This is a genomic window from Streptomyces sp. 351MFTsu5.1, from assembly GCF_000383655.1.
Taxonomy (GTDB): Bacteria; Actinomycetota; Actinomycetes; order Streptomycetales; family Streptomycetaceae; genus Streptomyces; species Streptomyces griseorubiginosus.
The window spans coordinates 474,925-500,886 of the sequence record NZ_KB911780.1; the positions used below are offsets into that span (position 1 = coordinate 474,925).

At 70.5% G+C, this 25,962-nt stretch carries 25 protein-coding genes and 1 pseudogene; 13 read left to right on the forward strand and 13 right to left on the reverse strand.

Annotation, left to right across the window (positions count from 1 at the left end):
• The 3 genes from H295_RS0116570 to H295_RS0116580 are packed head-to-tail and all read right to left on the reverse strand — an operon-like array spanning position 1 to position 2,824.
• Positions 1–858, reverse strand: coding sequence for a DUF4429 domain-containing protein (locus tag H295_RS0116570; protein ID WP_020136451.1), 858 nt, complete (start codon positions 856–858; stop codon positions 1–3).
• Between the two features lie 58 nt (positions 859–916).
• The gene (locus tag H295_RS0116575; protein ID WP_020136452.1) at positions 917–2,134 is read right to left on the reverse strand and encodes an alpha/beta hydrolase; all 1,218 of its coding nucleotides are present in this window, start codon (positions 2,132–2,134) and stop codon (positions 917–919) included.
• 54 nt (positions 2,135–2,188) lie between these two features.
• Positions 2,189–2,824, reverse strand: coding sequence for a TetR family transcriptional regulator (locus H295_RS0116580; protein WP_020136453.1), 636 nt, complete (start codon positions 2,822–2,824; stop codon positions 2,189–2,191).
• Between the two features lie 66 nt (positions 2,825–2,890).
• On the opposite strand from H295_RS0116580, the gene H295_RS0116585 reads away from it, so the two are divergent.
• The 3 genes and pseudogenes from H295_RS0116585 to H295_RS43305 all read left to right on the forward strand — a co-directional run.
• Positions 2,891–4,510, forward strand: coding sequence for an MFS transporter (locus tag H295_RS0116585; RefSeq protein ID WP_028809431.1), 1,620 nt, complete (start codon positions 2,891–2,893; stop codon positions 4,508–4,510).
• 274 nt (positions 4,511–4,784) lie between these two features.
• Positions 4,785–5,099, forward strand: a complete 315-nt coding sequence (locus H295_RS0116590; RefSeq protein ID WP_028809432.1) for a hypothetical protein — start codon at positions 4,785–4,787, stop codon at positions 5,097–5,099.
• A gap of 79 nt (positions 5,100–5,178) precedes the next feature.
• Positions 5,179–5,475: pseudogene (locus H295_RS43305) on the forward strand (hypothetical protein); the annotation flags it as partial.
• 71 nt (positions 5,476–5,546) lie between these two features.
• Here H295_RS43305 and H295_RS0116600 read toward each other — a convergent pair.
• Together H295_RS0116600 and aceE are read right to left on the reverse strand one after the other, a co-directional pair.
• Positions 5,547–6,284 carry a potassium channel family protein gene (locus H295_RS0116600; RefSeq protein WP_020136456.1) on the reverse strand — a complete coding sequence of 246 codons (738 nt, stop codon included), beginning with the start codon at positions 6,282–6,284 and terminating at the stop codon, positions 5,547–5,549.
• Between the two features lie 80 nt (positions 6,285–6,364).
• Positions 6,365–9,097, reverse strand: a complete 2,733-nt coding sequence (aceE, locus tag H295_RS0116605; RefSeq protein WP_020136457.1) for a pyruvate dehydrogenase (acetyl-transferring), homodimeric type — start codon at positions 9,095–9,097, stop codon at positions 6,365–6,367.
• Between the two features lie 344 nt (positions 9,098–9,441).
• Between aceE and H295_RS0116610 the strand changes: the two genes are divergently transcribed.
• The 6 genes from H295_RS0116610 (at position 9,442) to H295_RS0116635 (ending at position 13,930) form a co-directional block, all read left to right on the forward strand.
• Complete coding sequence (locus H295_RS0116610; RefSeq protein WP_020116104.1) at positions 9,442–9,873, forward strand: DUF3052 domain-containing protein; 432 nt, start codon at positions 9,442–9,444, stop codon at positions 9,871–9,873.
• A 109-nt stretch (positions 9,874–9,982) separates the two neighbouring features.
• Positions 9,983–10,441, forward strand: coding sequence for a peroxiredoxin (locus tag H295_RS0116615; RefSeq protein WP_020136458.1), 459 nt, complete (start codon positions 9,983–9,985; stop codon positions 10,439–10,441).
• 115 nt (positions 10,442–10,556) lie between these two features.
• Complete coding sequence (locus H295_RS0116620; RefSeq protein ID WP_020136459.1) at positions 10,557–11,132, forward strand: calcium homeostasis/redox stress adaptation protein; 576 nt, start codon at positions 10,557–10,559, stop codon at positions 11,130–11,132.
• Between the two features lie 99 nt (positions 11,133–11,231).
• Positions 11,232–11,810 (forward strand): TerD family protein, encoded by a 579-nt coding sequence (locus tag H295_RS0116625; RefSeq protein WP_020136460.1) that lies wholly within the window; start codon positions 11,232–11,234, stop codon positions 11,808–11,810.
• 126 nt (positions 11,811–11,936) lie between these two features.
• A complete protein-coding gene (locus tag H295_RS0116630) occupies positions 11,937–13,085 on the forward strand; it encodes a DUF475 domain-containing protein (RefSeq protein WP_020136461.1) in 1,149 nt (382 codons plus the stop codon).
• Positions 13,086–13,192: 107 nt separating this feature from the next.
• On the forward strand, positions 13,193–13,930 hold the full coding sequence (locus H295_RS0116635; RefSeq protein WP_020136462.1) for a TerD family protein: 738 nt from the start codon (positions 13,193–13,195) through the stop codon (positions 13,928–13,930).
• A gap of 90 nt (positions 13,931–14,020) precedes the next feature.
• Here H295_RS0116635 and H295_RS0116640 read toward each other — a convergent pair whose 3' ends face one another.
• On the reverse strand, positions 14,021–14,785 hold the full coding sequence (locus tag H295_RS0116640; protein WP_020136463.1) for a TerD family protein: 765 nt from the start codon (positions 14,783–14,785) through the stop codon (positions 14,021–14,023).
• 207 nt (positions 14,786–14,992) lie between these two features.
• Here H295_RS0116640 and H295_RS0116645 point away from each other — a divergent pair, with 207 nt between their 5' ends.
• Genes H295_RS0116645 through H295_RS0116655 form a run of 3 tightly spaced genes read left to right on the forward strand, consistent with a single transcriptional unit; the run spans position 14,993 to position 19,473 of the window.
• Entirely contained in the window at positions 14,993–16,156 is a 1,164-nt protein-coding gene (locus H295_RS0116645; RefSeq protein ID WP_020136464.1) for an HpcH/HpaI aldolase/citrate lyase family protein, read from the forward strand.
• A 33-nt stretch (positions 16,157–16,189) separates the two neighbouring features.
• Positions 16,190–18,655 (forward strand): phosphoribosyltransferase, encoded by a 2,466-nt coding sequence (locus H295_RS0116650; RefSeq protein WP_020136465.1) that lies wholly within the window; start codon positions 16,190–16,192, stop codon positions 18,653–18,655.
• Positions 18,655–19,473: a hypothetical protein gene (locus H295_RS0116655; protein ID WP_020136466.1), complete on the forward strand. Its 819-nt coding sequence runs from the start codon at positions 18,655–18,657 to the stop codon at positions 19,471–19,473. Before H295_RS0116650 ends, H295_RS0116655 begins: the two co-directional genes overlap by 1 nt.
• Here the strand turns inward: H295_RS0116655 and H295_RS0116660 are convergent.
• Together H295_RS0116660 and H295_RS0116665 are read right to left on the reverse strand one after the other, a co-directional pair.
• On the reverse strand, positions 19,397–20,077 hold the full coding sequence (locus H295_RS0116660) for a DedA family protein (RefSeq protein ID WP_020136467.1): 681 nt from the start codon (positions 20,075–20,077) through the stop codon (positions 19,397–19,399). The two genes, H295_RS0116655 and H295_RS0116660, sit on opposite strands and share 77 nt — an antisense overlap.
• A 57-nt stretch (positions 20,078–20,134) precedes the next feature.
• On the reverse strand, positions 20,135–20,353 hold the full coding sequence (locus tag H295_RS0116665; RefSeq protein ID WP_028809433.1) for an FmdB family zinc ribbon protein: 219 nt from the start codon (positions 20,351–20,353) through the stop codon (positions 20,135–20,137).
• Positions 20,354–20,574: 221 nt separating this feature from the next.
• Here H295_RS0116665 and H295_RS0116670 point away from each other — a divergent pair, with 221 nt between their 5' ends.
• Positions 20,575–21,939, forward strand: a complete 1,365-nt coding sequence (locus tag H295_RS0116670) for an alpha-lytic protease prodomain-containing protein (protein ID WP_020136469.1) — start codon at positions 20,575–20,577, stop codon at positions 21,937–21,939.
• A gap of 84 nt (positions 21,940–22,023) precedes the next feature.
• On the opposite strand, the gene H295_RS0116675 is transcribed toward H295_RS0116670, so the two are convergent.
• Genes H295_RS0116675 through H295_RS0116695 form a run of 5 tightly spaced genes read right to left on the reverse strand, consistent with a single transcriptional unit; the run spans position 22,024 to position 25,939 of the window.
• Positions 22,024–23,157, reverse strand: a complete 1,134-nt coding sequence (locus H295_RS0116675; RefSeq protein WP_020136470.1) for a serine hydrolase — start codon at positions 23,155–23,157, stop codon at positions 22,024–22,026.
• Entirely contained in the window at positions 23,154–24,074 is a 921-nt protein-coding gene (locus tag H295_RS0116680; protein ID WP_020136471.1) for a DUF6895 family protein, read from the reverse strand. The genes H295_RS0116675 and H295_RS0116680 overlap by 4 nt, the downstream gene beginning before the upstream one ends.
• Positions 24,071–25,027, reverse strand: a complete 957-nt coding sequence (locus tag H295_RS0116685) for a DUF6895 family protein (RefSeq protein ID WP_020136472.1) — start codon at positions 25,025–25,027, stop codon at positions 24,071–24,073. The genes H295_RS0116680 and H295_RS0116685 overlap by 4 nt, the downstream gene beginning before the upstream one ends.
• Positions 25,024–25,737: a hypothetical protein gene (locus tag H295_RS0116690; RefSeq protein ID WP_020136473.1), complete on the reverse strand. Its 714-nt coding sequence runs from the start codon at positions 25,735–25,737 to the stop codon at positions 25,024–25,026. The genes H295_RS0116685 and H295_RS0116690 overlap by 4 nt, the downstream gene beginning before the upstream one ends.
• 13 nt (positions 25,738–25,750) lie before the next feature.
• Positions 25,751–25,939 carry a hypothetical protein gene (locus H295_RS0116695; protein ID WP_020136474.1) on the reverse strand — a complete coding sequence of 63 codons (189 nt, stop codon included), beginning with the start codon at positions 25,937–25,939 and terminating at the stop codon, positions 25,751–25,753.
• Between the last annotated feature and the right edge of the window lie 23 nt (positions 25,940–25,962).

The window sequence follows — 25,962 nt, forward strand, 5'->3', positions numbered from 1 at the left end:
CTAGAGCTCCGCGAGCAGTTCCGCCTTCTTCACGGAGAACTCCTCGTCGGTGACCAGCCCGGCCTGGTGCAGCTCCCCGAGATGGCGGATCCGCTCGGCGATGTCCGCGGGGTCCCGGCGCGGCGCGGCCACGGCCGTGACCGCCGCCGTGGCCCCGCGCTGCTTCACCGCGGCCAGCACCGCGGCGGCGAAGGGCAACGACTCGTGCACGGGCCCGTACCCGAGTCCGAACACCACGGCCGCCGGGTCCTGGTCCGCCTGCACCGGCCCCGGCTCCCCGCGCAGCAGCCGCAGATGCCCCTCGAAGACCTCCGGTGACCGCCACTCGACACCCGTCAGCTCGGACACCGGGAAACTCTGGTCCCCGGCCTTCCACTTCGCCGACGACGCCCCCGTCCAGAACCACCGGAAGCCGACGGTACGGCCGTCGAAGGACGCCTTCCCGTCGTACGCCTTGAACTGCAACGGCACTTCGGGCGCCGCGACCAGGAAACGATCCGCCTCCTCGTCGTCCTCCTTCAGCAGCGCGTGCAGTTCGTCCCGGTAGTACTCGGCGAGCGTCTCCTTGTCCGCCGGCAGCACCAGCCGGTACGGATCGCACCCTTCCTTGAGCTGCCCCGCCGCCGCCTCCATGAGCGGGTCCGCCCCCGGTCGCGGTACCGCGTGCAGCACCACCGTGCCCCGCTTGCCGGGAGCCAGGGTCACCCCGGAGATCGCCTCCAGGGGGATCCGTCGTTCGCCCAGCGCCTGGAAGAGCTTCGGTGTGCGGATCCCCCGTTCGTAGCGGATGAGCACGGAGTCGGACTCGAACTCCCAGGCGGCATGAAATCCGGCCAGTACGTCACCCATGCGGGTCATCGTATGCGGCACGAGCTCCTTCGTCCCCTCCTCGCGCAGACCGCGATTCCTGCGGTCTCTACGCGCGTCCGGCCGTGGCCGTGCCGGACAAACCGGCGCGGCAGGCTTCGTCCTCGTGGGCGCACCGCACCGAGCGGTATGCGCCAACGCCGATGTCGGCGAAGTTGTCGAGACTCTCCGTTCCGGGTTGGAAGTAACCGGCGTGTCCGTCCGCACCCTGCGCGGAGAGCACCCGGGCACCGAACGCGGAGGACATCGGGTCGGCGCCGTGGCCGAGCCCGCCGACCTCCAGGTACGGCACGTCCTGGATCCAGTCGTCGGCGTCCCGCATCGCCCACACCCGCGCGGAGGTGCGCAGGTGGGAGGCGTTGGCGACTCGCATCCCGGGGCTGCCGGCCACCGCGATGTCGGCCACCCGGGCGGGCAGCGTGTGCGCGGCGACCCCGCACACCACGGAGCCGTAGCTGTGGCAGAACAGGGAGACGGGGGTGGCGCCGGGCAGCGCGCGCACCAGCGCGTTCAGCCGTACGGCACCGCTCTCGGCGCGCATCGCGGTGGCCGATTCGATGCCGAGTCCGGCGGGGGCGGTGTAGTCCGCCCAGGCGACCACCGCCGTACGCGTGGCCGGGCTCGCCTCGCGCTCGGCCTGGTACAGGGCCTTGGCCATGCCGACCGGCGCGGACCAACTGCGGCTGGTGCGCTGGAAGGTGAGCAGGTCGGTGTCGACGCCCGGCACGACGACCGAGACCCGCTCCGCCGTGCGCAGGTCCCCGAAGACCTCGGCGATCCGGCCGGAGCCGTCGGGGTCGAAGGCGAGGATGTGGCGGTCGGGGGCGGTCAGCGCCTCGAAGCGGTGCATCCGCTCGCCCGCCTCCTGCTGGCCGGACGGCGTGAGCCGGGGGTCGTGCATGCGCTCACGCTCGACGCCACGGGCCTGGAGCAGCGCGAGGCGGTTGGCCTGGTAGCGCAGTCCGACCGGGGCGCCGTTCATGTTGCCGACCGCGAGCGGGTAGCGCTGGGCGAGGTGGACGCGCTCCTGCGAGCTGAGCTTCGCGAAGTACCGGGAGAGCAGCGCGGGAGAGGCGTCCGGTTCGGGCAGCCGGTGTCCGTGGAGTCGGCCGTGCGTCCAGGAGTCGAGGGAGGCCTGGAGCGGGGTGGTCTCGCGCTGGTTGTGCAGTGCGGTCCACCCGGTGGTCGCCAGCATCACGAACACCACGGCCAGCGCGAGCAGTAGGCGCCAGACGTTGAGTTGCGGGGAGGTGTCGAAGGAAGTCACTGAAAGGACACACTAGGAGAACGGGACGGTCTCGGGTTAATCGAGTGACGGGTATCACGTTTTGGTGTAGGGGAGCCACTTGCCCGCCAGGGCCGGTCCCAGCAGTTCCAGGTGGGAGACCGTCAGCTCCCGCATGGCCTCCAGGCTGAAGTCGCCGTCCGTCATCCAGCGGCGTTCCGTCATCCGCATCACCCCGCCGAAGGCGGCCACCGTCAGGCGCGGCCGCGGGTCGGTCCCCGGGTCGAGGCCCTCGCGTTCGGCGAGCACCTGCGCGAGGACCTCCTCGGCCTCCACCGAGCGCCGCAGATGGGCGGCGAGCAGCACGGGGGTCGACTCGATCACCCGGTACAGGGCGAGGAACCGCTCCACCGGCACGACCGAGTCCACGACCTCGTGCAGGGTGTCCCAGCCCTCCAGGACCGCTTGGCGCAGCGCCTGAAGCGGGGGCTCTTGCGCGGGACGCGCGCGGACGGCCTCGACGAAGCGCGCGACCGTCATCTCGTCGAGCGCGAGAGCCGCGTCCTCCTTGCCGGCGAAGTAGCGGAAGAAGGTGCGCTGCGAGACGCCGACGGCGTCGGCGATGTCGTCGACGGTCGTGCCCTCGTAGCCGCGGGTGATGAACAGTTCGACGGCGACCCGGAGCAGTGCCTCCCGGGTGCGCTGCTTCTTGCGTTCGCGCAGGGTTTCCATTGGTGTCAGTTACCGACTTGTGAATTGGTTTGTCAATTGTCAGTGGCTGTCACTAGCCTCGAACACATGACTAGTCAGACCACCCTCGACACGACGGGACCGGGGGACGGGGCGTCGCCGTCCGCCTCGGATCAGGTGCCCGCCTCCGGGCTGCGCGGCCACCCGTGGCTCACCCTCCTGACCGTGGCTGTCGGCGTCATGATGGTGGCCCTCGACGGCACCATCGTGGCCATCGCCAACCCGGCCATCCAGGCCGACCTCAAGGCGAGCTTCGCGGACGTCCAGTGGATCACCAACGGCTACTTCCTCGCCCTGGCGGTCACCCTGATCACCGCGGGCAAGCTCGGTGACCGTTTCGGCCACCGGCAGACCTTCCTGATCGGCGTGGTCGGCTTCGCCGCCGCCTCGGGGGCGATCGGGCTGTCCGGCTCCATCGCCGCGGTCGTCACCTTCCGCGTCCTCCAGGGCCTGTTCGGGGCGCTGCTGATGCCGGCCGCGCTCGGGCTGCTGCGGGCCACCTTCCCGGCCGAGAAGCTCAACATGGCGATCGGCATCTGGGGCATGGTCATCGGCGCCTCCACCGCCGGCGGGCCGATCCTCGGCGGTGTCCTCGTCGAGCACGTCAACTGGCAGTCGGTGTTCTTCATCAACGTGCCGGTCGGCATCCTCGCCCTGGTCCTGGGCGTGCTGATCCTGCTCGACCACCGTGCGGAGAACGCCCCGCGCTCCTTCGACCTGCTGGGCATAGCCCTGCTGTCCGGCGCCATGTTCTGCCTGGTGTGGGCGCTCATCAAGGCCCCGACCTGGGGCTGGGGCGACGGACTGACCTGGACCTTCATCCTGGCCTCCCTGGCGGGCTTCGCCCTCTTCGCCCTCTGGGAGACGAAGGTCAGGGAGCCGCTGATCCCGCTCGCGCTGTTCCGCTCGGTGCCGCTGTCGGCGGGCGTGGTCCTGATGGTCCTCATGGCGATCGCGTTCATGGGCGGCCTGTTCTTCGTGACCTTCTACCTCCAGAACGTGCACGGCATGAGCCCGATCGACGCGGGTCTCCACCTGCTCCCGCTCACCGGGATGATGATCGTCGGCTCCCCACTCGCGGGGGTGCTGATCACCAAGCTCGGCCCCCGCATCCCGCTGGCCGGCGGCATGGCGTCGGTCGCGATCGCCATGTTCGGCATGTCGACGCTCAAGACGGACACCGGCAGCGCGGTCATGTCGCTCTGGTTCGCCCTGCTGGGCCTCGGCCTCGCGCCGGTGATGGTCGGCGCCACGGAGGTCATCGTCGGCAACGCGCCCATGGAGCTGTCCGGCGTGGCCGGCGGTCTCCAGCAGGCCGCGATGCAGATCGGCGGCAGCCTCGGTACGGCCGTGCTGGGCGCCGTGATGGCCTCCAAGGTCGACGGCGACCTCGCGGGCAACTGGAAGGACGCGGGCCTGCCCCCGCTCACGCCGGCCCAGCTGGACCAGGCGTCGGAGGCGGTCCAGGTGGGTGTGCCGCCGGTCGCCAAGGGGACCCCGCCGGAGATCGTCGCGAAGATCACCGGTGTCGCCCACGACACCTTCATCTCCGGCATGAGCCTCGCGTCCCTGGTCGCCGCGGGTGTTGCCGCGTTCGCCATCTTCGTCGCCCTGCTCACCAAGCGCGGGGAGAACGCCGAGGCGGGCGCGGGCGTGGGGCACATCTGAGAAACCGCAGGTCACGCCTGACGGGATGTCAGCGTTCTTCCCCTATCAGGGTGAAGGGGCTAAAGATTTCTCGCACCCGGTACGCGCCGCAGGTCACAGTAAGTCAAGCCCTCCGCACGGCACATCTCGTGCGACGGGGAGGGCGGACGGCGCTGCGGCGCGCTGCCGGAGGGGGGTGGCGCGCCGCAAGGCCGGAGGATTATCGGCCGGAACCGGGGTACTCGCATCGTTGAACCCAAGACGAACCCAACCAACCGAGGGTGTCAGGGAGTTGATGATGGCGGGCTTCGGACAGGGAACGCGCAGGTACCCCCGATCACGTGGCCGGACGTGGTCACGGAGCGGGCCGGATCGCGCGACGCTCGGAATCATCGGAGTCATCTGCGCGGTGGCCGGTTTCTTCGTACTGGGCATCATTCTCGGCCCCGTCGCCATGGTGTGTGGTTGGCTCGCGATGGGTCGCAGCTGGTCGGGCGGCGGCAGCCGTGCCTGGCCGGCCTTGGTCGCCTTCGTACTGGGCGCCATCGACACGCTCCTGGCGATCATCTGGCTCGTCGGAGCGGCCACCCCGGGCAGCGGCCTGTTCTGACCCGGGGCGCGTGAGGGAAGGGCCCCCGGTGGGACGACCGGGGGCCCACCCATGTCTGCCGGCGGCTTGAGCGGCTCCGGGCTCCCGGTGGTCACGGAGCGGGCCGGATCGCGCGACGCTCGGAATCATCGCCGGGGGTCTGGGGGTGTCCCCCAGAGGGGTCCGTATCTGCGCGGTGGCCGGTTTCTTCGTGCTGGGCATCATTCTCGGCCCCGTCGCCATGGTGTGTGGTTGGCTCGCGATGGGTCGCAGCTGGTCGGGCGGCGGCAGCCGTGCGTGGCCGGCCTTGGTCGCCTTCGTACTGGGCGCCATCGACACGCTCCTGGCGATCATCTGGCTCGTCGGAGCGGCCACCCCGGGCAGCGGCCTGTTCTGACCCGGGGCGCGTGAGGGAAGGGCCCCCGGTGGGACGACCGGGGGCCCGTCCGCGTCCGGGGCCGGAGTTTCTCAGCCGCCGACGGATGTCTTGCGCAAGGCCGCCACCTCGGCCCGTAGGGCCCTTACCTCCTCTGTCAGGGCTCTGATCGCCTCCGTCTGTTCGCGTTCCTCCACGTCGTCCTTCTCGAAGCGTTCGATGAACCAGGCGGCGATGTTCGCGGTGACGACACCGAGGAGGGCGATGCCGGAGAGCATCAGCCCGACCGCGATCATCCGGCCCAGACCGGTCGTCGGGGCGTGGTCGCCGTAGCCGACCGTCGTCATCGTGGTGAAGGACCACCACACCGCGTCACCCAGCGTCCGGATGTTCCCGTTCGGTGAGTCCCGCTCCACCGAGAGCACCGCCAGCGAGCCGAACATCAGCAGCCCGACGACCGCCCCGCCCACGTACGTCGTCACCCTGATCTGCGAGGCCATCCGCGCCCGCCGCCCCACCAGCAGCAGCGTGGAGACCAGCCGCAGCAGCCGCAGGGGCTGTATGAGCGGGACCACCACGGCACACAGGTCCATCCAGTGCTGCCGTACGAACCCCCGGCGGTCCCGCGACAGCGACAACCGCATCAGGTAGTCGACCGCGAAGACCCCCCACACCACCCACTCGGCCACCGTGCACGCCGCCGTCAGCGAATGCCCCGCCGAGGTGTCCACGATCGGCACGGCATAGGCGACGGCGAACAGCACCGCGAGGGCCAGCAGGGGCCGCTGGGTGTGCTGTTCCCAACGGTCCTGCGCCGACTGTTCCTTCATGCCCGCATCGTAGGGAAACGGTGAAGGGCAGGGGAGCCGAAGCTTCCCTGCCCTTCGTTCGTCCGAGCCGAGCGCAGCGGTTACGCGTCGCCCCCCGCCGCACCCGGGTCAGCCGCCGAAACATCCAGCAACTGGTACCGGTCGATCGCCTGCTTCAGCACCGACCGGTCCACCTTGCCCTCCCGCGCCAGCTCCGTCAGCACGCCCACCACGATCGACTGCGCGTCGATGTGGAAGAACCGCCGTGCCGCCCCGCGGGTGTCCGCGAAGCCGAACCCGTCCGCGCCCAGCGACTGGTACGTCCCCGGCACCCACCGCGCGATCTGGTCCGGAACCGCCCGCATCCAGTCGGACACGGCCACGAACGGACCCTCCGCGCCGGCGAACTTGCGCGTCACGTACGGCACCCGCTGCTCCTCCTCGGGGTGCAGCAGGTTGTGCTCCTCGCAGGCCACCGCGTCGCGCCGCAGCTCGTTCCAGGAGGTCGCCGACCAGACGTCGGCCTTGACGTTCCAGTCCTCGGCGAGGATCTTCTGCGCCTCGACCGCCCACGGCACCGCCACACCGGACGCGACGATCTGTGCCGGGATCGACCCCGCCACACCCTCGCTGAAGCGGTAGACGCCCTTGAGGATGCCCTCCACGTCCACGTTCTCCGGCTCGGCCGGGTGCTGGATGGGCTCGTTGTAGACCGTGAGGTAGTAGAAGACGTCCTCGCTGTCCGGGCCGTACATCCGCCGCAGGCCGTCCTGCACGATGTGCGCGATCTCGAACCCGAACGCCGGGTCGTACGCCACACAGCCCGGGTTGGTCGAGGCGAGCAGCTGCGAGTGGCCGTCCGCGTGCTGGAGACCCTCACCGGTCAGCGTCGTACGGCCCGCGGTCGCGCCCAGGACGAAACCGCGCGCCAGCTGGTCGGCCATCTGCCAGAACTGGTCACCGGTGCGCTGGAAACCGAACATCGAGTAGAAGACGTAGACCGGGATCAGCGGCTCGCCGTGGGTGGCGTACGCCGAGCCCGCCGCGATCAGCGAGGCCGTGCAGCCCGCCTCCGAGATGCCGTCGTGCAGCATCTGGCCCGTCGGCGACTCCTTGTACGCGAGCAGCAGCTCCCGGTCGACCGACTCGTACTGCTGGCCGAGCGGGTTGTAGATCTTCGCACTCGGGAAGAACGAGTCCATGCCGAAGGTGCGGTACTCGTCCGGCGCGATCAGGACGAAGCGACGCCCGAGCTCCTTGTCCCGCATCAGATCCTTGAGCAGTCGTACGAAGGCCATCGTCGTGGCGATCGACTGGTGCCCGGAACCCTTCTTCACGGTCGCGTACGTCTTGTCGTCCGGCAGCGCGAGCGGCTTCGCGCGCACCACGCGCGTGGGGACGTAACCGCCGAGACCCTGTCGGCGGTCGTGCATGTACTGGATCTCCTCCGAGTCCCGGCCCGGGTGGTAGTAGGGCGGCGCGCCCGACTCCAGCTCCTTGTCGGAGATCGGCAGGTGCAGCCGGTCGCGGAAGCCCTTGAGGTCGTCGACCGTCAGCTTCTTCATCTGGTGCGTGGCGTTGCGGCCCTCGAAGTTGGGGCCCAGGGTCCAGCCCTTGACGGTCTTCGCGAGGATGACCGTCGGCTGGCCCTTGTGCTCCACGGCCGCCTTGAACGCCGCGTAGATCTTCTTGTGGTCGTGCCCGCCGCGGCCCAGGTGCAGGATCTGGTCGTCGGACATGCCCGCGACCATCGCGCGCAGCCGCTGGTCGTCGCCGAAGAAGTGCTCGCGGATGTAGGCGCCCGACTCGGTGGCGTAGGTCTGGAACTGGCCGTCCGGGGTGGTGTTCATCCGGTTGACCAGGATGCCGTCGCGGTCCTGTGCGAGCAGCGGGTCCCAGGTGCGGTCCCAGATCAGCTTGATGACGTTCCAGCCGGCGCCCCGGAAGACCGACTCCAGCTCCTGGATGACCTTGCCGTTGCCGCGCACCGGGCCGTCGAGGCGCTGGAGGTTGCAGTTGACGACGAAGGTCAGGTTGTCCAGGCCCTCGCGGGCGGCGATGGTCAGCTGGCCGAGCGACTCCGGCTCGTCCATCTCGCCGTCGCCGAGGAACGCCCACACCTGCGACTTGCTGGTGTCCGCGATCCCGCGCGCGTGCATGTAGCGGTTCATCCGGGCCTGGTAGATCGCGCCGATCGGGCCGAGGCCCATCGACACGGTCGGGAACTCCCAGAAGTCCGGCATGAGCCGCGGGTGCGGGTAGGAGGACAGGCCGTGCGGGGCCTTCGACTTCTCCTGGCGGAACGCGTCGAGGTTCGCCTCGCTCAGTCGGTCCAGGAGGAAGGCGCGGGCGTAGATGCCGGGGGAGGCGTGGCCCTGGAAGAAGACCTGGTCACCGCCGTCGCCCTCGTCCTTGCCGCGGAAGAAGTGGTTGAAGCCGACGTCGTAGAGGGAGGCGGAGGAGGCGAAGGTGGCGATGTGGCCGCCGACGCCGATCCCGGGACGCTGGGCGCGTGAGACCATCACGGCCGCGTTCCACCGGGTGGCGTTCAGGATCTTGCGCTCGATCTCCTCGTTGCCCGGGAAGAACGGTTCAGCCCTGGTCGGGATGGTGTTCACGTAGTCCGTGCTGCGCATCTCGGGCACGGCCACGCGCTTCTCACGGGCCCGCTCGATGAGCCGCAGCATCAGATAGCGGGCCCGCTCCCGGCCGCGCTCGTCCACGGCGGCGTCGAGGGAGTCGAGCCACTCCTGGGTTTCCTCGGGATCGAAGTCAGGAACCTGACTCGGAAGGCCGCCAATGATGATCGGGTTGCGATCGGATCCGGAAGCCACGCTGTTCCTTACCTGTCAGAGGGCCGTATTTCTAGATGTCTGCACCGCTCCCCATCGTGTACCTCGGGGGGCCAAACGTCATCTCTACTCCGGGGTAACCCGAGGCCCTTTACCCGGGTATGGTTCCCAAACACGCAAAGAGGGCAGAAAGGTGTGGCATGCGTCACGACGTGACCGCGACGATGTGCCTGGAGTTGCGGTGACACGTTCCGGAACGTCACCGTTTCGGCCGTCAGAAACGCCGGGTACTTGCGCGATCCGCCCCGCCCGTGTGGACTACGGCCATTGCTTCGCGCACGCGCGTGGCTGAGACATACCCAAAGACCAAGATCAGGAGGCACCCCGTGAGCGCGACCGCGGACCACGCGGAGACGAGCCCTGCCGTGAGGCTGGGGTTCCAGCCCGAGCAGGTGGTCCAGGAGATCGGCTACGACGACGACGTAGACCAGGAACTCCGCGAGGCCATCGAGCAGGTAATCGGCAGCGACCTTGTGGACGAGGACTACGACGACGTCGCCGATGCCGTGGTGCTCTGGTTCCGTGACGAGGACGGCGACCTGACCGATGTGCTGGTGGACGCCACCACGTACATCGAGGAGGGCGGTTCGATCCTGCTGCTGACGCCGAAGACCGGCCGGGACGGCTACGTGGAGCCGAGCGACATCTCCGAAGCCGCGACGACGGCGGGCCTGTCCGCCTCCAAGAGCGTCAGCGTGGGCAAGGACTGGAGCGGCAGCCGGCTGGTGACGCCCAAGGCGGCCAAGTCCAAGAAGTAGCCCCGTGGGACCGGACGGGCCGGTATGACCGGCCCGTCCGCTTCCGTGCGGTGATCGCTGCGTAGGGTGGTTCCGTCACTCGAACAGCTCCCGAAGGGACATCCACGCGATGGCGATCCAGGTCGGCGAAAAGGCCCCCGACTTCGAGCTCAAGGACAACCACGGGCGCACCGTGAAGCTGTCCGACTTCCGCGGCAGCAAGAACGTCGTGCTGCTCTTCTACCCCTTCGCCTTCACCGGCGTGTGCACCGGTGAGCTGTGCGAGCTGCGTGACAACCTTCCGCAGTTCTCCGACCGCGACACCCAGCTGCTCGCCGTCTCCAACGACTCCATCCACACCCTGCGCGTCTTCGCCGAGCAGGAGGGCCTGGAGTACCCGCTGCTCAGCGACTTCTGGCCGCACGGCGAGGTCTCCCGCGCCTACGGCGTCTTCGCCGAGGACAAGGGCTGTGCGGTCCGCGGCACCTTCGTCATCGACAAGGAGGGCGTGGTCCGCTGGACCGTCGTCAACGCCCTGCCGGACGCCCGCGACCTGAACGAGTACGTGAAGGCGCTCGACACCCTCTGAGAGTTCGACACCCGGTGATTGTTCGCCTCCAGGGACTGCGTGGGCCGGGAACCCCTCACTAGGATCGAATCGTTGATCCGGCAGCATCACACACCAGCAAACCTATGGAGGACTCGTGGGAGTCAGCCTCAGCAAGGGCGGCAACGTATCGCTGACCAAGGAGGCCCCGGGCCTGACCGCGGTCATCGTCGGTCTGGGGTGGGACGTCCGCACCACGACCGGCACCGACTTCGACCTGGACGCCAGCGCACTGCTGCTGAACTCGGCGGGCAAGGTCGCCAGCGACGCCAACTTCGTCTTCTTCAACAACCTCAAGAGCGCGGACGGCTCCGTCGAGCACACCGGTGACAACATCACCGGTGAGGGCGAGGGCGACGACGAGCAGATCAAGGTCAACCTCGCCGCCGTCCCGGCCGACGTCGACAAGATCGTCTTCCCGGTCTCGATCTACGACGCCGAGAACCGCCAGCAGTCCTTCGGCCAGGTGCGCAACGCGTTCATCCGCGTCGTGAACCAGGCCGGCGAGACCGAGATCGCCCGCTACGACCTCTCCGAGGACGCGTCCACGGAGACGGCCATGGTCTTCGGCGAGCTGTACCGCAACGGCGCCGAGTGGAAGTTCCGCGCCATCGGCCAGGGCTACGCCTCGGGCCTGCGCGGCATCGCCCAGGACTTCGGCGTCAACGTCTAGGGCCACCCCTGGTCACCCGTCCGGCGTCGCACCGTTTGCGTGCGGCGCCGGACGCGCAGGTACAGCACAGCAGCACTTCTCGCGGGGAGGGAACAGCACATGGGCGTCACGCTCGCCAAGGGGGGAAACGTCTCCCTGTCCAAGGCCGCACCCAACCTCACCCAGGTGATGGTCGGGCTCGGCTGGGACGCGCGCTCCACCACCGGAGCCGACTTCGACCTCGACGCCAGCGCCCTGATGTGCGGCGGCAACGGGCGGGTCCTGGGCGACGAGTGGTTCATCTTCTACAACCAGCTCAAGAGCCCGGACGGCTCGGTCGAGCACACCGGCGACAACCTCACCGGTGAGGGCGAGGGCGACGACGAGTCGATCCTGATCGACCTCTCCAAGGTGCCGGCCGGCGTCGACAAGATCGTCTTCCCGGTCTCCATCCATGAGGCCGACAACCGCGGCCAGACCTTCGGCCAGGTCAGCAACGCCTTCATCCGTGTGGTCAACCAGGCCGACGGCCAGGAACTCGCCCGCTACGACCTCTCCGAGGACGCCTCCACCGAGACCGCGATGATCTTCGGCGAGGTCTACCGCTACCAGGGGGAGTGGAAGTTCAGGGCCGTGGGGCAGGGGTACGCGTCGGGGCTCAGGGGCATCGCCCTGGACTTCGGGGTCAACGTCTCATAACGCGATATGAGCAAAAGCCGGGGCAGGGTGGGCGGCGAACAAGGCCCGACTAGACTTCGGCTTCAAAAGTTCGTAAAGCCGAGTGCGGCACGGGGGAGCCCCGTACACGTACGGATTGGGTAGCCAGTGGTTCTCAAAACCTTCGGCTGGTCGTTCGCGGTCACCGCGCTCGGCCTGGTCGCCGCCGTCTTCTACGGGGGGTGGGAAGGCTTCGGCGTCGTGGCGATCCTCTCCATCCTCGAGATCTCGCTGTCGTTCGACAACGCGGTGGTCAACGCCGGAATCCTGAAGAAGATGAACGCCTTCTGGCAGAAGATCTTCCTCACCGTCGGTGTCCTGATCGCCGTGTTCGGCATGCGGCTGGTCTTCCCCGTCGTCATCGTCGCGATCAGCGCCAAGATGGGCCCCATCGAGGCGGTCGACCTCGCCCTCAACAACAAGGACCACTACCAGGAGCTGGTCACCGACGCGCACCCGGCGATCGCCGCGTTCGGTGGCATGTTCCTGCTGATGATCTTCCTGGACTTCATCTTCGAGGACCGGGACATCCAGTGGCTGCGCTGGATCGAGCGCCCGCTCGCCAAGCTCGGCAAGGTCGACATGCTGTCGGTCTGCATCGCCCTGATCGTCCTGCTGGTCACCGCCTTCACCTTCGCCACCCACGCCCACCAGCACGGCGGCGCGCACGTCGACAAGGCGCAGACGGTCCTGATCTCCGGCATCGCGGGCCTGATCACCTACATGATCGTGGGCGGTCTCTCCGGCTACTTCGAGGACAAGCTCGAAGAGGACGAGGAACGCGAGCACGAGGAGGAGGAGCGCGCCGAGCGCGAGGGCAAGCCCAAGTCGGCCGTGGCGATGGCCGGCAAGGCCGCGTTCTTCATGTTCCTCTACCTGGAGGTCCTGGACGCCTCCTTCTCCTTCGACGGCGTGATCGGCGCCTTCGCCATCACCAACGACATCGTCCTGATGGCGCTGGGCCTCGGCATCGGCGCGATGTACGTCCGCTCGCTCACCGTGTACCTGGTCCGCCAGGGCACCCTGGACGACTACGTCTACCTGGAGCACGGCGCCCATTACGCGATCGGCGCCCTCGCGGTGATCCTGATGGTCACCATCCAGTACGAGATCAACGAGATCATCACCGGCCTCGTCGGCGTGGTCCTGATCGGCTGGTCCTTCTGGTCCTCCGTGCGCCGCAACAACGCGCTGGCGGCCGCCGAGGGAAAAGCCGAGGGCTCGGACGAGAAGACTGAGGTCTCGTCCGGGGTGTGACACCCTTCCTGGTGAGGAACGCTCTGAGCGGGGCGGCCGGCCTCCGGCCGCCCCGCCGGTTTTCCAGGTAGTGACGCCGGTTTTCCAACGTGAGCGTGGGGGCGGGAATGGGCTTCTTCGACGGGCTCCGGGGCGGCCGTGAGGTCGACTTCGACTCGGGCAGCGCGGCCAGCAACGCGATTGAACTGACCAAGCGGCACAACCGGGTCTCGCTCACCAAGCAGGGGGCGGCGACCGGGAACCTCCGCGTCAACCTGACCTGGCGGATGCGGACCTCCGACATCGGGGGCTCACAGCGGGAGTCGCTGCTGCGGCACCCCTTCAAGGCGCTCAAGCCCCCGGAGGTCATGGGGCACAGCCAGTCCATGGTCAACGTCGACCTCGACCTGGGATGCCTGTACGAGCTGGCCGACGGCACGAAGGGGGTCGTACAGCCCCTCGGCGGCCTGCTGGGCGACGTCAACGCGCCGCCGTACGTGAAGCTCAGCGGGGACGACCGGTTCGGGTCGGCGTCCGGCGAGACGATGTACGTCAACCTCGACCACCGGGACCAGATCAAGCGGCTGCTGGTCTTCGTGTACATCTACGACCAGACGCCGGCGTTCGACCGTACGCACGCGATCGTGACGCTGTACCCGAGCAACGGGCCGCGGATCGAGATAGGCCTCGACGAGCGGCACCCCCAGGCGCGGTCCTGCGCGGTGGTGATGATCGAGAACGTCAAGGGTGAGCTTGTGGTGCGGCGCGAGGTTCAGTTCGTGTACGGGTTCCAGGGGGAGCTGGACCGGTTGTACGGGTGGGGGTTGCAGTGGGGGCGGGGGTACAAGGCGAAGGCGGATCGGTGAGCTGTCGTCTGCCGGTTGTGTGTGGCTGGTCGCGCCCACGCGGCGGAGCCGCATATCGATACAGCCCCGCGCCCCTATGGGGCGCCAGCCTCACCGCCCGATGAATTGGGGCCCTTGCGGGGGCATACGGAATTCGCCCGCCTGCACGGGCACCGGAGCCACCGGCTGGGGGTAGCCGTAGCCCGAGGCCGGGACCGTGGCCGGGGGAGTCGTCGGCTGGGGGTAGCCGTAGGCCGGCTGGGTCGGGACCGAGGTGGCCGACTGGGCCGGCTGCTCCGGGGGCAGGGACGGGGAGCCGGGCTCTTCGGGGTCCGACTCGTCCACCGTGATGCCGAAGTCCGTGGCCAGGCCCTGGAGGCCGTCCGCGTAGCCCTCGCCGGTGGCGCGGAACTTCCAGCCCTCGCCGCGCCGGTACAGCTCGCCGCAGATGAGGGCCGTCTCCGCGCCCGTCTCGGGCTTGATGTCGAAGTAGGCCAGCGGCTCTCCGTCGGCGACCGAGGCGTCGTACAGCAGGATGCGCAGATCCCGCACCTGGTCGAAGGTGGCGCCCTCCGCCGAAGCGACCACGAGAATCTGACTGATGTCGGCCTCGACACCGGCGAGGTCTGTCTGGATCGTGTCGGTGGGGCCCTCGGCGAGACGCTTCTTGCCGAGCAGCCAGACCTTGCCGGAGGGGTGGCGGGGCTGGTTGTAGAAGACGAAGTCCTCGTCGGACCGCACGCGGCCGTCGGGGCCGAGGAGCAGCGCGGAGGCGTCGACCGGCGGAACCCCCTGCCCGGGCGCCCAGCGCAGCACAGCGCGTACCGTGGTGGCATCCAGCGGGACGTTCGACCCCTTCAGCATGGCGTGCGTCATGCGGTCATCCTGCCCTCTCGGTCCTGGTCACGACAACGCGGGGGTGCGGGAAAAGCGGTTCATGTCGTACCGGTGTCCAGTGAGCCGTGCTCAGCTGCGTTACCTGAAATTCATGCCCGGTGGGAACCTGGGACATGGGTACCTACGTACTATTACCGGCCACCTGTGAGCGGTTCACGGGCGGCACAACTGCCACGGGGGAGTCCTATGCGTCATTTCGGGCACATCGCCCCTGAGGTGCGGCAGCGCCTCTTCCACCAGCAGCCCTGCGAGTTCACCGCGGACTCCCCGGCCCGGCTGCTCTCCGCCGCCCTGGGCGCCACGCTCTACAGCCCGGCCACCCGGCCGCGACTCGCCGACGACATCGTCAAACAGGCAGGGCTCGGCGTGGTCTCGATGGTGCTGTGCCTGGAGGACTCCATCGGTGACGAGGACGTCCCCGCGGGCGAGGAGAACCTCGTCCGCCAGTTCACCGACCTCGCCGACCGGGCGGTGGACCTGCCGCTGCTCTTCATCCGGGTCCGCCACCCCGAGCAGATCCCCGATCTCGTACGACGGCTCGGCCCCGCGGTCCGCCTGCTCTCCGGATTCGTGCTCCCCAAGTTCACCGAGGAACGCGGCATCCCCTTCCTGGAGGCCCTCTCCGTCGCCGAGGCCGCGAGCGGACGCCGGCTGTTCGCCATGCCGGTGCTGGAGTCGCCGGAGCTGCTCTACCGGGAGACGCGCGTAGAGACCCTCGAGGGCATAGCGCGCGCGGTCGACAAGTACCGCGACCGGGTCCTCGCGCTCCGCCTCGGCGTCACCGACTTCTGCTCCTCCTACGGCCTGCGCCGCGCCCCCGACATGACCGCCTGGGACGTCCAGATCGTCGCCTCCGTGATCGCCGACGTGGTGAACATGCTGGGCCGAGCCGACGGCACCGGCTTCACCGTGACCGGACCGGTCTGGGAGTACTTCCGGGTCCAGGAGCGCATGTTCAAGCCGCAGCTGCGCCGCAGCCCCTTCCTGGAGGGCCAGGCCGAGGAGCTGCGCGAGGCCCTCATCGAGCACGCCATGGACGGCCTGCTGCGCGAGATCACCCTCGACCAGGCCAACGGCCTGCTCGGCAAGACCTGCATCCACCCCTCCCACGTCCTCCCCGTGCACGCGCTGTCCGTGGTCAGCCACGAGGAGTTCAGCGACGCGCAGGACATCCTGCGGCCCGAGCGGGGCGGCGGCGGGGTGCTGAGGTCGCAGTACACGAACAAGATGAACGAAGTGAAGCCGCACCGCGCCTGGGCCGAGCGGACCATGATGCGCGCCGAGGTCTTCGGGGTGGCCAACGAGGACATCGGCTTCGTCGAGCTGCTCGCCGCCGGAATAACCAGCTGACCACTCGTGGCATTCGTGGACACCAAGGGACGTATGAACAAGGCAGTGAACGACCGGACATCGGGCGAGGTCTGGTCGGGGACCTGGGTCGCCGACCGGCTCGGCGTCGAACTCGTGGGCGACGGCCGACTGAGAGACCTGCTGGGGCTCGCCCTGCGGCGCAACCCCAAGCGGGCCCATCTCCTGGTCTCCCACGTGCTCGGCAAGCACGTCCCGCAGTCGCCCTCGGTGGTCTACGGCGAGGGCGTCGCCCTGGGCCGCAGGGTCCGCGAGCTGCTGGGCGACGAGGAGGCGGCCCGGGCGGTCGTCCTCGGTTACGCGGAAACGGCGACGGGGCTCGGCCACTCGGTCGCCGACGGCCTCGCCCTCGCCCCCTACCTGCACTCCACCCGCCGCCCGGTCCCCGGAGTGACCCCCGCGGGCGGCTTCGAGGAGTCCCACTCCCACGCCACCTCGCATCTGTTGCTCCCGGAGGACCCGGCCCTGCTGGCCGGCGAGGGCCCCCTGGTCCTGGTCGACGACGAGTTCTCCACGGGCAACACGGTCCTGAACACGATCAGGGATCTTCACGCCAGGTATCCCAGGAACCGGTACGTGGTGGTCGCCCTGGTGGACATGCGGTCGGGGGAGGACGCGGGGCGGCTTGACGCTTTTGCAGTGGAGATAGGCGCGCGGGTCGACCTGGTGGCGGCGGCGTCGGGCACCGTACGCCTGCCGGACGGGGTGCTGGAGAAGGGGCAACAACTGGTCGCCGAGTACGAGAGTCACCCAGGGGCGCGGGGAACTGCGCGACCAGCCCCGACGCACCCGCACCCGGCAATCAACCGTGTGGACCTGATGTGGCCCCGAGACCTCCCGGACGGCGGCCGCCACGGCTTCACTCCGGCGCACCGAATACGCCTCGAATCCGAACTCCCCGCGATGACGGCAAGGCTCGCCCAGGCACTCCCGGCAGACGCCCGCCGCGTCCACATCCTCGGCTTCGAAGAGCTGATGTACGCCCCCCTGAGACTCGCCCGAGAACTCGAACAGGCCGCTCAGGACACAGAGGTCACCTACTCCACCACCACCCGCAGCCCCGTCCTCGCCGTCGACGACCCCGGATACGCGATCCGCACCCGCCTCACCTTCCCGGCCCACGACAACCCCGCGGACGGCCCCGGCGACCGCTACGCGTACAACGTCGCCGGAGCCGGCTTCGACGTGGTGATCGCGGTGGTCGACGACACCGCCGACACCCCCGAACTGCACGCCCCCGACGGCCTGTTGGCGCAGCTGGCCGCGCACGCCCCGCACGTGGTCCTCGCTGTCGTCCCCAGTCACACCCCCGAAAGGCCCTCCATGCTGCCCGAGCCCCTCCGCGGCCCAGCCTTCTCCTCGTACGCCCCCGAAGAGGTCGGCTGGCTGCTCCAGGACCTCTCGGACGTCACCCTGGAGGCGCCGACCGAGGAGCGCGAGGAGGCCATCCAGAGCGGCGGCGCGCACTACGCGGAGTCGCTGCCGGTGGAGTACCAGCCGAGCGAGCAGTACCAGGAGCTGTTCCACACCGCCCTGAAGGAATCCTCCGCGAGGCTCGCGCAGGCCGTCGGCGCCGTCACGGAGATCGTGCTCCAGGAGCGCTCACCGCGGCCCGTCCTCGTCTCGCTGGCCCGCGCCGGTACCCCTGTCGGTGTCCTGATGCGCCGCTGGGCCCGCTTCCGCCACGGCCTCGAGCTGCCGCACTACGCCGTCTCGATCGTCCGCGGCCGCGGTATCGACGCCAACGCCCTGCGCTGGCTGGCCGCCCACCACGACCCGGCCGACGTCGTGTTCGTGGACGGTTGGACCGGCAAGGGCGCGATCACCCGCGAACTGGCCGACGCGATCAAGGAGTTCGAGGCCGAGGGCGGGGCCGCCGGCTTCGACCCGGAGATCGCGGTCCTCGCCGACCCCGGCTCCTGCGTGCGGACGTACGGCACCCGCGAGGACTTCCTCATCCCCTCCGCCTGCCTCAACTCCACGGTGTCAGGCCTGATCTCACGGACCGTCCTGCGCGCGGACCTGGTCGGCCCGGACGACTTCCACGGCGCGAAGTTCTACCGCGAACTCGCGGACGCCGACGTGTCGGTGGACTTCCTGGACGCCGTCGCCGCCCGTTTCCCCGAGGTGGTGGACGCCGTTGACGCCACTGTGAAGGAACTGCTGGCCGGCGACCGCGAACCGACCTGGGAGGGCTGGGCGGCCGTCGAACGCATCAGTGAGGAGTACGGCATCCACGACGTCAACCTCGTCAAGCCGGGCGTCGGCGAGACCACCCGGGTGCTGCTGCGCCGGGTGCCCTGGAAGATCCTGGCGCGCGCCGGTGCGGGCGCCGACCTGGACCATGTCCGCCTGCTGGCCGGGCAGAGAGGTGTCCCCGTGGAAGAGGTCGCCGAACTCCCGTACACCTGCGTGGGGTTGATCCACCCCAAGTACACGCGGGGCGCGACCGGCGCCGACGGCAGGGCGGTGAACCTCTGATGCCCGCTCAGACTCCCGTACTCGTCGCCAGCGACCTCGACCGTACCCTCATCTACTCCGCCGCCGCCCTCGCGCTGACCATGCCGGACGCGCGGGCCCCCCGGCTGCTCTGTGTCGAGGTCCACGAGAGCAGACCCCTGTCGTACATGACGGAGACGGCGGCCGGGCTGCTCTCCGAGCTCGGCGACAAGGCGGTGTTCGTGCCGACGACGACCCGCACCCGCAAGCAGTACCAGCGCATCAACCTCCCCGGCCCCCCGCCGGCCTACGCGATCTGCGCCAACGGCGGCCACCTGCTCGTCGACGGCGTCACGGACCTCGACTGGCACGCCCGGGTCAGCGCCCGCCTGGCCGACGAGTGCGCGCCCCTGGACGAGATCAGCGCCCACCTCCACGAGACGGCCGACCCGGTGTGGCTGCGCAAGCACCGGATCGCCGAGGACCTCTTCGCCTACCTCGTCGTGGAGCGCGAACTGCTGCCCGAGGACTGGGTGAAGGAGCTCGCGGTGTGGGCCGAGGAGCGCGGCTGGACGGTCTCCCTCCAGGGCCGCAAGATCTACGCCGTCCCGAAGCCGCTCACCAAGAGCGCGGCCGTGCGCGAGGTGGCCCGGCGCACCGGGGCCTCCTGGACGCTGGCCGCGGGTGACTCGCTGCTCGACGCCGACCTGCTGCTGGCCGCCGACCGGGGCTGGCGGCCGGGGCACGGGGAGCTGGCGGACGAGGGCTGGACGGCCCCCGCGATCAGCGCGCTGCCCGAGAGGGGCGTGCTGGCGGGGGAGCGGATCCTTCGGGAGTTCCTGAAGGCGTCCCGTCCGTAGCGGACGCCGGCCGCCGCCGCAGCCGTACGGCCACGAAGGCCGCGACCGCGACGGCGGCGGCCACCAGGACGACCTTCGAGTACGCGGACACCACGTCGGTGACCTGGGTCCAGTTGGCGCCCAGGGCGTGGCCCGCGAGGACGAACGCCGTGTTCCACAGGGCGCTGCCCAGCGTGGTCAGCGTCAGGAACACCGGCAGCGGCATGCGTTCGACACCGGCCGGGACCGAGACCAGGCTGCGGAAGACGGGGATCATGCGGCCGAAGAACACCGCCTTGGTGCCGTGCCGCAGGAACCAGGCCTCGGTGCGCTCGACGTCACTCGCCCTGACGAGCGGCAGCCGGGCCGCGAGCGCCACCGTGCGGTCCCGGCCGAGGAGCGCGCCGACGCCGTAGAGCGCGAGGGCGCCGATCACCGAGCCCGCCGTCGTCCACAGCAGCACGGCGAGCAGGCTCAGCCTGCCGGTGCTCGCCGCGAAGCCCGCGAGCGGCAGGATCGCCTCGCTCGGGATGGGCGGGAAGAGGTTCTCCAGGGCGATGGCCACCCCGGCGCCGGGCGCGCCCAGGGTGTCCATGAGGCCGTTGACCCACTCGATGGCTGACATGGGCCCACGTTAGGGACGCGGACCTGAAGCCAACCTGAAAAGGCTGCCGCGTGACCGTCAGCCGCAGCAGCCGCCGCCGCAGCACCCTCCGCCGCCGCCCGCCTGAGGGGCCGGGGCCGACGCGGTGGCCGAGCCGCCCACCGCCACCGTCGACAGCAGCTTCACGGTGTCGTCGTGGCCGGCCGGGCAGTCGGCGGGGGCCGAGGACTCGGCCATGGGGCGGCTGAGTTCGAAGGTGTCGCCGCAGGTCCGGCAGCGGTATTCGTAGCGAGGCATGAGCACAGGTTAACCGGCCCGCCCCCGGCGACCCAGGTCCTGCCCCGACCTCTCCGGCGTACCCGGGGTGCCGGTCCGTCGGCATCCGGTGCTGCGCCGGGCGGCCCCCTCCTGTCCTCCGATGCGCGGAACGGACGGGGCGAGCGGACATCCCCTGACGCGTTTTCGGCAAGGCCTAGGGATTCGAGATGTTTTCGCCCCCCGATCCGAGGAGACCTCCCATGGCCCACAGACACGTTGCGGCCGGCGGTGTCGCACTGACATTGCTGGGCGCGCTCGTGCTGGCCGGACTGCCCGCGGCCGCGGCCGCCGAGCCCCCCGCGCCACCGCCGGTACCCGCCGCCGGGGCACCCGGCGCCGGCGAGCCGTCGCCCGCGGTCCTGCGGGCGATGGAGCGTGATCTGAACCTGACCGAGGCGCAGGCCAGGACGCGTCTGGTCAACGAGGCCGAGGCGGGCTCGCGCGCCGGCCGGCTCCAGAACGCGCTCGGCGAGCGCTTCGCCGGCGCGTGGCTCAGCGGCCTCACCTCCGCCGACCTGGCGGTCGCGACCACCGACATCGCGGACACCCCGGCCATCGAGGCCGCCGGCGCGCGGGCCGTGGTGGTCGGGACGCCGCTGGAGGAGCTGAAGGCGGTACGGAAGAAGCTGGACGCCGCCGCGACCGGCAAGGCTCTCGACACGCCGGTCCGGTACATCGACGTCCGCACCAACCGGGTCACGGTGCAGGCGACGAGCCGCGCCGCCGCGGACACGCTCGTCGCGGCGGCCGGGGTCGACAGCGCGCTCGTGGACGTCCAGGTGTCGGCCGACCAGCCCCGCGCGCTGTACGACATCCGGGGCGGCGACCCCTTCTACATCGACGGCACGGCCCGCTGTTCCGTGGGATTCGGGGTGACCAAGGGCGACCAGCAAGGGTTCGCCACGGCCGGCCACTGCGGACAGGCGGGCGCGACGACCACCGGGTACAACCAGGTCGCGCAGGGCACCTTCCAGGCCTCCGTCTTCCCCGGCAACGACATGGCCTGGGTGGGCGTCAACTCCGACTGGACCGCGACACCCGCCGTCAAGGGCGAGGGCGACCAGGACGTCCAGACCGCCGGCTCGGTGCAGGCGCTGACGGGTGCCGCGGTGTGCCGGTCCGGCTCCACCACGGGCTGGCACTGCGGCACGATCCAGCAGCACGACACGAGCGTCACCTACGCCGAGGGCACCGTCGACGGCGTGACCCGGACGACCGTGTGCGCGGAGCCGGGCGACTCCGGTGGTTCCTTCATCTCGGGCGTCCAGGCCCAGGGCGTCACGTCCGGCGGCTCCGGCGACTGCACGCGCGGCGGGACCACCTTCTACCAGCCGATCAACCCGCTGCTCAGCACGTACGGCCTCACGCTCAGGACCAGCACGGCGGAGAGCGGGACGCCGGCTCCCGAGGACAACGGCCAGGCGGGCGGCTGGGCCGCGGGCCGGGTGTACGAGGTCGGGGCGCGGGTGACCCTCGACGGCGTCTCCTACGAGTGCCTCCAGTCGCACCAGGCGCAGACCGCCTGGCAGCCGGCGCTGGCCCCCGAGCTGTGGCAGCCGGTGTGAGGACGGACTGAGGTTGCGGTTTCGCGGTGGCAGTGACGGGGGTGGCCGGGGTCCGGCCGCCCCCGCCGTGCTGCCACCGCCGCGCTACAGCTCGGCCAGCAGTGCGTAGGCCGTCGGTACGAAGGTGTCGCGGGCGCGGAAGCGGCGGGTGCACAGGGCGGCCAGGGCCGTTCCGGTGGCGGGCCGGAAGCCCAGGAAGGCCTGTTGGCTGAGGGTCGCCCCGCCGTGGAAGTACATCGGGCCGTGCTCGGTGGGGTGCTGGAACCAGGCGACGGTGTGCACGTGCCGGCGCCCGATCCCGCGCCGGAGCACCGGACGGCGTACCGCGCGCAGCGCGTCGCCGAGCGGGCGGTCAGACGGATCCAGGTGGGCTTCGAGGAACGTGAGCAGGTCGTGCGGATCGGCCCGGACGGCGCCGGCCGCTTGGAAGCCGCCGACGTCCAGTGGGGGAACGGGCGTTGTGCCGTCCTTGCGGTGCCCGGTGGCGTCGGTGCCCGGTCCGCCGGGCCCGAGGGCGATGCCGCCGAGCCCCAGGGGGCGCAGCACCTCTCCGGTGAGCAGGGCGTCCCACGGGGTGCCGGTCGCCGCTGCGAGGGCGTGGCCGAGGACGGCGACGCCGAAGTTGGAGTAGTGCCAGCGGGTGCCGGGCCGGTGGCGCGGCCGGTGGCGCAGGAAGGCGTCGACCACGCGCTCGGCCGGATAGCGGGCGTAGGGGTTCGTGTGCCAGGCCGGCAGCGCCCGGACGAAGAAGTCGGCGGGCAGGGCGGGCAGTCCGGCGGTGTGGGTGATCAGATGGGCGAGCGTGACGGGATCCCCGTCGGCGCGCCGGGCCGGGTCCAGCAGTACGGCGGCCGGCAGTCCCGCGGACAGTGCGCCCGTCCCGGTCAGGTGGGCCAGGAGCAGTCCGGTGAACGTCTTGGAGGCCGAGCCCAGTTCGTAGCGCAGCCGGTGGCGTGGGACGGGCGGGGGCGGCGCGGTGCCGCCGGTGCGCAGGGTGCGGTGACCGTGCCGGGAGAGGGCGAGGACCACGTCGGGCGCGTCCACGGCGGCGACGGCCGCGTCGAGGCGCCGCAGCAGTTCCTCGTCGTCGTGCGGAGGGGGGTGGGGGTTGAAAGGCGGGAGTACGCCTGTGAGGTCGAGCAGGTTGTCCGGCCCGTCCAGCTCGTCCGGCTCGTTTGGCCAGGGTGCGGGGCGCCCCGGGTGTGCGTGGGCCGTCACGACGGGGTCCGTGCGAGGCGTGTCAGGGCGCGGGAGGTGGCCAGCACGGAGGCGAAGGCGGCGACCAGCGTCGGGTGGTACACGATGTCGAACACCTCGTCGGGGTCGCCCTCGGGCATCCCGCGCACGGCGGGCATCGCTCCGTCGGGCTGCTGGGCGGCGGCGAAGCCTTCCCAGGCCCGTACGTCGAAGGTGGGGTCGGGCAGACATGCGTCGACGACGAGCAGTTCACCGAGCAGGTCCCAGCGGCGCAGATCGAGCCAGTCGTCCAGCCAGACCGGCAGCCAGAGCGCGAGATAGCCGGCGATCCCGGCCGGCAGGCCCTCGGGGCGCTCGCCCCAGTCGGTGAGATGGAAGACGGTGTGGCTGATGTCGTAGGCGATGTGCCCCTCCACCGTCCAGGGTTCGGGCGAGCGCCCCAGCCAGGTCGCGCCGACGAGCTCGGCCTCCGGGGGCCGGGGCGGTACGCCGAAGCGGCGCTGGAACGCGGACAGGCCGAGGCGGCGGACCGGTGACATCTCCAACGCGGCGAAGCCGTCCAGGCGTTGGTTGAGCCGGAAGGCCCGCTCGGCCTCGGGGCAGCTGTACCCCAGTTCCCTGAACGGCAGATACACCTCGAAGGGGATCGGGGAGAGGGGCTCGACGCGTTGGCCGCGCACCAGCATCCGGCCGCCGTCCAGGGTGTGGCACCAGGCGTGGTCGATCAACTGCCGTGCCAGCATGACCTGTCGGGACCCGGCCACGCCCTCGCGGAACAACACCGCGCAGATGAGGGCGAGTTCGCCGACCGGCTTGAAGCGTTCGAGGAACCCCACCTCGGGGTCGACGTCCGACTCCAGCCGGAAACCGTCCCGGTGGGCGTGCAGCCACTCCAGGGCCCCGACGCCGACGTTGTGGACGAGACGCGTGTGGTTCATTCCGGCCCTCCCCGTCCGCCGGCCGCGGCCCCGCGCAACCGGTCGAGGGTCAGTGCGGCGGCGAACGCCGTCATCAGGGTCGAGTGGTAGCAGTCGAGGAAGGCGGGTGCGGTCGTACGGCTGCCGCGTCCGCCGACCTCCGGGACGGCACCGGAGTCGTCCTGGGCCGGCGAGAGTCCCGCCCAGGCCTCTTCGAGCAGGGCGCGCTCGGGCGGGCCGGGCAGGCTGCTCGCCACCGCGAGGAGTTCGCAGCAGAGGTCCCACTGCTCGTCCTCCAGGCAGGTGTCGAGCCAGGGCGGGAGCCAGTGCCGCAGGTAGTCCGCGACCTGCGGGGGCACGGCACGCGGGGTCAGGCCCCAGTCGGTGAGGTGGAAGACCACGTGGGTCAGGGTGTAGCCGGAGGGCAGTTCGAAGGTCCACGGTTCCGGCAGCCCGGCGAGCCAGGTGCGCTCCAACGCCCGGGCCATGTCGCCGTGCGGGGCGATTCCGCTGCGGCGCTCGGAGTTGAGCACGCTCAGCCGCCGGTTGGGTTCCTGCTCCGTGACGTGCCAGCCGCGGGTGCGGGCGACCGTCGCGGTGGCGTTCTCGTAGCGGTCGTGCCGCAGACCCGCCGACGCGAACGCCGCGTAGACCTCCAACGGGTAGGTCGCGAAGGGCTCGAGGCGTTGCAGCTCCATGAACAGGGCGCCCCGGCCGGTCTGTTGCCACGCGAACGACAGCAGGTCGGACGCCAGCACATGCAGCGGATCGGTCCGCCCGGTGTGTCGCCGTACGCCGACGCACACCTGGGCCAGCTCGCCCAGGGGCTTCCAGGTGGTGTTCACGTTGCCGTGCTCGGCGAGCGCGTCCTCGTCGAGCGCGAAGCCGTCACGGTGGGCGGACACCCATGTCAGCGCGGCCTCGCCCAGGTCGCGGACGCCGCGCGCCGGGCGGACCTCGGGTGCCGCCGTCACACCATCACCCCGGTGCGCATCAGCTGGGCGGCCCGTACCTGGAACGCCACGCGCGCGTCCTCGCCGCCCATCTGGGCCACGAATTCCAGCCCGGTGTCCAGGCCGAGGGATTCCGGCACCCCGTCGAGGAGGGTCAGCCAGCGTCCCGCTCCGGCCGCCTGGAGCCAGTCGCGGCGGCGGACGGCCCGGACGAATCCCCGGGCGACGTCGACCGGGCGGCCACGTGCCGCGCGGGCCACCGCGCAGTCCTCGCCGGGCAGCGCGAGCGGGGCGAGCACCGCGAGTTGGTGGGTCAGGAACTGCCACGGTGCCTCGTCGAGCCACTCCGCTGCGGGCTCGCTCCCGTCGTCGGGGGCGCCGTCGAGGCTCGCGTCCAGCCGCAGCAGCGCCCGCCGCATCGCCCAGTGGCTCCACAGCGAGGTGGGCGGGGCGTCGGCAGGCGGCGGCCAGGCGTGAACGGCCTTGGCGAACACGGTGAGATCGGCCGGCTCGGGGGGTGCGCAGCGCCGCAACACGCTCGGCAGGACGGCGTCGGCTCCCACCACGCGTACGGCGGCGAGGGCCGGGTCGGGGGCCGCCTCGGGGCCGTCCCCGTCCATGGTCCTGCCTGCGAGCCGGAAGCGGTCTCCGCTCCGAAGAGCGGAGACCAGTTCCGACATGAGGTCCTGCACCGCGCCCGCGAGACGGGTCGAAGCGCCTGACTGCTCCATGCGGATTCTCCCGTCAGCCCTTCTTCGGCCGTGGCGTCGGAGGCGACAGCAGGAGGTTGCTCGACGAGGACGTCAGAGCGAGCGCCGCGCACTGGCGGCTGTCGCGGTAGTAGCCGTCGGCCTCGACGGGGTCGAGAGCCGCTTCGACGTCGATGCCCTGGACCTCGGTGAGGTCGTCGAGCTGGAACTCGGTGGAAGACATACCACCATCTCCTTTGAGAGAGA